Raw genomic sequence first — 5,782 nt, 5'->3', positions numbered from 1 at the left:
CTTGAAATCCGTCATCGTTCCGTCCGTCCAATCTCCGCCAAGCATGCTCAAGCTTCACGATTTTTGCAACAGAGCCACCTCGTCACCAGCGCGGAGCTGGGCGAGCATCTTGGCATATTCCGGTTTGAGGACGGCCCCGCCCGAGACGCCCTCGTCTCGATAGATCTTCTCGCAGCCATAGGCTTTGAGTTCCTGAACCTGCATCCGCAAGTTCTGCTCGCCGGTCGATACGCGCGCGTAGCCGATCTTCATGGTCGCTTTCCGGTCTGCGGAGTTGGCTCCCAGGGGTTGATGATCGCAACGCCGGTGCGCGCGAAGTCATCGACATTGCGGGTCACGACCGTCAGCCCGTGGCGGTGCGCGGTTGCTGCGATAAGGGCATCCCGTTCGGCTGCGGGATCTGGAACGTGATAGGGAGCGCAACACAGCGCGACTGCCTCATCGACTGGTAGGATGCGACCGGCAAATGTCGGCCGAACCATATCATCAAGCCAGTGCCGGAGGATCGCGCCCTGGGCCTTGTCCTTGCGCTCGCGGAGGCGGACTCCGATTTCCAGTTCAAGGATCGTGATGGCCGAGAGATAAAGCGCGGCCTCATCGATCTGCGAGGCCCACTCGATGATCGGCGCGGCGGAGGGCACATTTCTCCCCTTCCGCATTTCCGAAACGGCGTTGGTGTCCAGCAGGAACATCAATCGAGGTCGGCAGGCTTGAGGCCGATACGGACGCGGGGCGGATCAAACTCGATGTCTGCGGCTGCGGGAAGAGCGAGCTTATCGACGATGGAGCCCTTGGACGTCGTCAGCTTCCGGTACTCATCGATCCGCAACAAGACGTGCGTCGGGTGGTTCCGGTTCGTGATGAAAACGGTCCCGTCGTCGGTCGCCTTTTTGGCGCGTCCCGGGTCTCGGTTGAAATCCTTGCTGCTCACATAATGCGCGCCCATCGCTTTGATCCTCCGGCAAGATATGGTATGTACCATACCGTAAGGCGAAGACCCCGGCTTTGTCAATTTAATCCGACGTAATTCACATTAATTTGAATCGGCCGATTTTGGCATTTTTTTCCGACGGATTTCTGCGGGTTTTTTGGGGGTCGGTTGACAGTGAAGAATACGATCGTTTTGTTGACTGTCAAATAACAGTTTTTTGCAGCACAATTTAATTGACTCGGGGCATTGGTGTGATAGCATCCGATGAACATGCTATCACGAGGCGAACGAAATGCCAGCTCTGACGATCCGCAACATCCCAGATGACATTCACAGAGGGTTGAAGGCCCTCGCGGCAAAACATGGGCGGAGCGCGGAGGCTGAGGTTCGCGAGTTGATCGCGTCGGCCGTATTTCCTTCGGAGCGCCAACGTCTCGGTTCGGCGCTCGGCGACATCTGGGGTGGTGTAAGGCTCACCGAGGTTGAGGCTCGGGTCATCGACCGTGCGCGAGATCGCGTACCGGCCAAACCGATGAGCCTGGGGGAGTGATCGTCCTCGATACCAACGTCATATCGGAGATGATGAAGGCAGCCCCCGCTCCGGCCGTTGCCGGGTGGCTTGACGCCCAGCGCGCCGAAACGCTTTATCTCTCGGCGATCACGATCGCGGAGATCCGCTTCGGGATCGCCTGTTTGCCGGAGGGCAAGCGGCGGGACGCGCTTGCGGGCGCATTTGCATGCACCGAGGATCTCTTCGCCGGTCGCGTCCTTGCGTTCGACTACGCGGCAGCGAGACGTTACGCGGACCTGGCGGCATCCGCGCGTAGCGTGGGGAAGGGCTTCCCCACGCCAGATGGCTACATCGCGGCGATCGCTGCCACGCACGGTTATGCGGTCGCAACCCGCGACGTTGCCCCCTTCGAAGCTGGCTTCATCCCGGTTATCAACCCTTGGGAGTATGGTAATGGCTGAGACTCACAAAAGCGATCTGACTCAGTGGGATGATTGGGAACGGATCGAGACTGCGCCTTCGGGTGTCAGCATTATCATGGCGTGGACGACGCCTGGTTTATGGCAGAAGTATAACGAGGGGCTGGATTGGGTTTGGCCAGCTCGTCACCGGCACGCTCAAGCCGGTTCTCCACCGCGATCATGTCGCGCGACGTGAACCGCTCCTGGTCGCGCCCGTCCTTCCCCAATGCGACCAACTCGGGCGATCCCCGAACCGCTCCCATCACCTGGTCGAACTGCTCCTTGCCGTCGCTATGCCGGAACGCGAACGTCGCAAGGTAGCGGGTGGTGAAGGTGGCCTGCTGCCGCGTGATCGCGTCCAGCGCGACATTGGGATCGGCGATGATCTTCGCGCCGTTCTCACGGGCGATGCGCGTGTGATCCTCGATCCGCTCCGCCTCAAGTCCCTGCTCCGGACGACGCGACGCAGCAGGGCCGATCTTGTGCTGCGGCTCCAGCACGATCCCCTGCGCCTCATAGCTGCGATGATCGATCCGGCCTTCCAAACCCAACTCGGCCATTCGCTCGTTGACGTGCGCGCTCCATGCCTCGCGCCAATCCTTCAACAGCTCGGTCGAGTTCCAGTCACGGTTCTTTTTGCCGAACCCCTCCGGTCCGACATCGCGCATCGTCATCATCACATGCGCGTGCGGCTTCGGCGTGCCGTCCTTCGCCTTGTCCCAATGCACGTTCAGGTCTGCGACCATCCCGCGATCGACAAACTGCTTCTTCACGAAATCGCGCGCGAGCTGGACGCCCTGCTTCTCGTTCATCTCACGCGGAATCGAGAACTCCACTTCGCGGGCAAGCTGCGCGTCCTTGCGCTTCTCGCCTGCCTCCACCTCGTTCCACAAGGTCGTGCGGTCGTTTAAACGCTCCGGCGCACCCTGCGGCAACATCACTTCGGAATGGATGACGCCCGCCTTGTTGCTGAAATCGTGATCGCGGTTCAGCCGGTCGTCGTGCAGCTCGGATGCGGAACGATAGGCGGCGCTCGCGACGGCGCTCGATCCGTTCGCGCGGCTCACAACCTTGGCGGAGAAATGGTAGATCGCCATGACGCTCTGCACACTGCCCTACTTAGCGCACGTCGGCAACGACGTATAAGCGCGCACTCATCATCCGCTCCGCTCCTGCTGATTGACTTAGTGCTGCATACTGGTCCTTCTAGCTTTACCCTCACGCTAGGTGCGCTAAAATGCTGCCGACCGATGCACAAAAAGGTGAAGGCGATGCGGAAGGTTCGCGATTACGATGCCGAATTGAAGGCGCTGGGTGACAAGGCCCGCGCACTCAAGGCGAAGCGGGTCGAACAGCTCGGTCAACTCGTCACCGCAACCGGGGCCGATGCGCTCGACGCCGAAACCCTCGCCGGCGTGCTGCTTGATGCGATCGGGTCGAAAGATGCGGGCGCAAAGGAGGCATGGCGCGCGAATGGCGCTGCCTTCTTTCAACGGCGTGGGCGCAAAGGTGGCGGCGCTGCTGCAATCGACGGATCGGGCGCTGCGCCTGAACCGGGCGGCAACGCTGCGGGCGGAAGCGGCACAACGCCGAACGGATAACAGGGGCTGGGTCGTGCAACGTCGCGAACGCACACGCCATCTGATTGAGCTGGGCGGGCTGGTCCAGAAGGCCGGCCTGGTCGAGCTGACCGACGACGATCGCGCCACCCTCTACGGCGCGCTGCTCGATCTCGCCGGACGCGCGCGCGGCGATGACGCCGGCGACGTGCTGACGCTGTGGAAGCGACGCGGCAAACGGGCGTTCGATGCGGAAGCGGAAGCTGGATCGTGAGGGGATAACCGATGGCTTGGGTACGCTATGAAATGTGGGATCGATGGCGAGACCTGACCCGGTTTCGCTTCGCCTCGGAAATGGCGCTCGCCTCGTATCGGACCTACGTCAACGGCTTCCCTGTTACGTCCACCGCGCCGCTGGTGATGACCGACCCCGCCGGGTCCGCGTTCAAATGCGACCTCGCCGACTTTACGGCAGTCCTGAACGACGATCAGCAGCTCTACCGCGTGCTGTTCCCGTCCTACGTCGCGCTGGTCGAAGATTTGGGGCGCGAGCTGGTCGAAACGGCTTACGCCAAGAAGGGGGCACAACGGACCGCCTTTGCGGGCATAGATGCGACTGCACCGATCGATCAAGCGGCCGAGTATTGGATCACCGGCACGCCGGTTGATGCGTGGGGTGCGGCGCTGCTGAAATTGGGCAATCGGGGGTGGTCGAGCTTCAAGGGCGGTCGCCGTGGCGTGGTCGAGGCGGTGACGGTCCGCAATCTCTGCGCGCACGGTATCCCCGTCTACAATCAGAAGGCGCTTAATCGGCTCGCCGCCGCGTCCACCCCGTCGCAGAAATTGCCGACTCTCGGCGATCCGATCGTTCTCGATCGTGCGACCTTCTCTCGCCATGTCGCCACGCTGCGCGGGTTTGCTCGGTCGTTGGCGGACAGCGTTGCAAATCTGCCGGATGTTCCATGATCGCCAGAGAGGACAGGTAATGAGCGATTTCGATATCGAGACGATCCGCCGCCAAGTCCGCGCGATGGATTTCGTGCGCGGCACGCCGGCGGAAGTCGCCATGTGGCACGAGGACATGGCGGACTCGCGCGCCAACCTCGTGATCGAGGACATGATCCCGAACCCCAACGAGGATGCTTTCTTCGCGATGATGCTGGACGAGGGCGTGCCCCCTCTCCTCGTGTCGCAAATCCTGCTCCGGCTGCTCGATCATCCCGACGCCGATCGGTCCCTGCCGGTCACGCCGATGGCAGCGCGCTGATGCTTAGGCGACGGATCAGCCCGCTGTTCGCGGTCTTCGTCGCCTTCATCGCCCCTCGGAAAGCGTCAGCGGTCATGTCTCCGCTCGCCGGCTGGCCACGCCCGACGAAATCATGCGGATGCGGCCCGACCAGCTCCTGCTGCTGCGCCAGGGCGAACACCCGCTCGCGGTCGAGAAAATCCGCTACTACGACCAGCGCGAGTTCGCCGGTTTGTTCGATCCTGCGTAAACGATGCGCGAAAGGTGAGCTTTGGGGTAGTGCCTCACCTTCCGAGGGGGGTTCGCCACGGTAGCAGCCGCGACGGAGCGGGTGATCGGATAACGATCTACGAAACCGATCGCGGAGTAGCTGATCTAAGCACCAACAGCGAGGTTCGGTGCTGCAAGTGTGACGGTTGTGTCGAAGCCCTCTCCCCTGCCCTCATGGCGCTCTTGGGCGGCCCTGGCGCGATATCTGGTCGCCAGCTCGCTACTCTTCTTTCCGCCTAGCATGCGGCGCTTGCGCCGCTCTGGTGACGGCGCAGCCGGCACGCAACGAATAGTGTATCGGCCATTAGGCCGATTCCATCTGCGTATTCTGACGCTGCTTATCCACAGGCTGGCCTACCCCAAAGCTCACCTCTCGCGGTTCAGATTCTCTAATTCTTCTGGTTCAAGATTCAGGGCGCTGAAAGGGCCTGATTTCTGCGGAAGAACGGCTCCAACAGTGAGCGTTGGGGTCGAGTCGCGTGAGTTTCGGGGTAGCATGCGGTGAGCTTTGGGGCCGGTAAAGGTGAGTGTTCGGGCCGGGTCCAGTGAGCGTTGGGGTATTCCATTGGTCGAGCTAGAAGGATCGGTGAGTTTTGGGGTATCCGCCACGCTGCTCTGCCGGGGAGCTGAACCATTTGCCTAGCTCACCTTTCGCGGTTAGGGTGAGTTGGTAAGTCCCTCTTGCTCACCGTTGGTCAAGCCTATGTCGCAACCTGCCGTGGTCGATATGGCTCTGTTGCAAAAATCGTGAAGCTTGAGCATGCTTGGCGGAGATTGGACGGACGGAACGATGACGGATTTCAA

General features: G+C 61.4%; 9 protein-coding genes and 2 pseudogenes. 7 read left to right on the top strand and 4 right to left on the bottom strand.

All coding sequences use genetic code 11. The features are described from left to right. Positions 1 to 54: 54 nt before the first annotated feature. From PX554_RS26310 to PX554_RS26300, 3 genes are read right to left on the bottom strand one after another with little or no spacing between them, the layout of a single operon-like run. The gene (locus PX554_RS26310; protein WP_275505028.1) at positions 55 to 252 is read right to left on the bottom strand and encodes a recombinase family protein; all 198 of its coding nucleotides are present in this window, start codon (positions 250 to 252) and stop codon (positions 55 to 57) included. Further along, positions 249 to 692, bottom strand: coding sequence for a type II toxin-antitoxin system VapC family toxin (locus PX554_RS26305; RefSeq protein WP_275505027.1), 444 nt, complete (start codon positions 690 to 692; stop codon positions 249 to 251). Before PX554_RS26305 ends, PX554_RS26310 begins: the two co-directional genes overlap by 4 nt. Beyond that, positions 692 to 946 (bottom strand): type II toxin-antitoxin system Phd/YefM family antitoxin, encoded by a 255-nt coding sequence (locus tag PX554_RS26300; protein WP_275505026.1) that lies wholly within the window; start codon positions 944 to 946, stop codon positions 692 to 694. Before PX554_RS26300 ends, PX554_RS26305 begins: the two co-directional genes overlap by 1 nt. Before the next feature lie 277 nt (positions 947 to 1,223). Here PX554_RS26300 and PX554_RS26295 point away from each other — a divergent pair, with 277 nt between their 5' ends. Next, positions 1,224 to 1,481: a FitA-like ribbon-helix-helix domain-containing protein gene (locus PX554_RS26295; RefSeq protein ID WP_275505025.1), complete on the top strand. Its 258-nt coding sequence runs from the start codon at positions 1,224 to 1,226 to the stop codon at positions 1,479 to 1,481. Next, positions 1,478 to 1,903: a type II toxin-antitoxin system VapC family toxin gene (locus tag PX554_RS26290; RefSeq protein WP_275505024.1), complete on the top strand. Its 426-nt coding sequence runs from the start codon at positions 1,478 to 1,480 to the stop codon at positions 1,901 to 1,903. Before PX554_RS26295 ends, PX554_RS26290 begins: the two co-directional genes overlap by 4 nt. Positions 1,904 to 2,037: 134 nt before the next feature. Here PX554_RS26290 and mobQ read toward each other — a convergent pair. Further along, a pseudogene (gene mobQ, locus PX554_RS26285) lies at positions 2,038 to 3,000 on the bottom strand (MobQ family relaxase); the annotation flags it as partial. Between the two features lie 174 nt (positions 3,001 to 3,174). On the opposite strand from mobQ, the gene PX554_RS26280 reads away from it, so the two are divergent. From PX554_RS26280 to PX554_RS26260, 5 genes and pseudogenes are all read left to right on the top strand, one after another. After that, entirely contained in the window at positions 3,175 to 3,504 is a 330-nt protein-coding gene (locus PX554_RS26280) for a conjugal transfer protein TraD (protein WP_275505023.1), read from the top strand. 13 nt (positions 3,505 to 3,517) lie between these two features. Beyond that, positions 3,518 to 3,736: a conjugal transfer protein TraD gene (locus PX554_RS26275; protein ID WP_173238340.1), complete on the top strand. Its 219-nt coding sequence runs from the start codon at positions 3,518 to 3,520 to the stop codon at positions 3,734 to 3,736. Positions 3,737 to 3,747: 11 nt separating this feature from the next. Further along, positions 3,748 to 4,428 carry a hypothetical protein gene (locus PX554_RS26270; RefSeq protein WP_275505022.1) on the top strand — a complete coding sequence of 227 codons (681 nt, stop codon included), beginning with the start codon at positions 3,748 to 3,750 and terminating at the stop codon, positions 4,426 to 4,428. Between the two features lie 19 nt (positions 4,429 to 4,447). Further along, positions 4,448 to 4,729, top strand: coding sequence for a hypothetical protein (locus PX554_RS26265; RefSeq protein ID WP_275505021.1), 282 nt, complete (start codon positions 4,448 to 4,450; stop codon positions 4,727 to 4,729). 70 nt (positions 4,730 to 4,799) lie between these two features. Continuing rightward, a pseudogene (locus tag PX554_RS26260) lies at positions 4,800 to 4,958 on the top strand (type IV secretory system conjugative DNA transfer family protein); the annotation flags it as partial. Positions 4,959 to 5,782: the final 824 nt, after the last annotated feature.

Origin of the sequence: Sphingomonas pollutisoli (assembly GCF_029167165.1) — a bacterium.
Taxonomy (GTDB): Bacteria; Pseudomonadota; Alphaproteobacteria; order Sphingomonadales; family Sphingomonadaceae; genus Sphingomonas; species Sphingomonas pollutisoli.
Note: the sequence above shows the minus strand (reverse complement) of the source record. Positions and strands in the feature narration are given on the sequence as shown.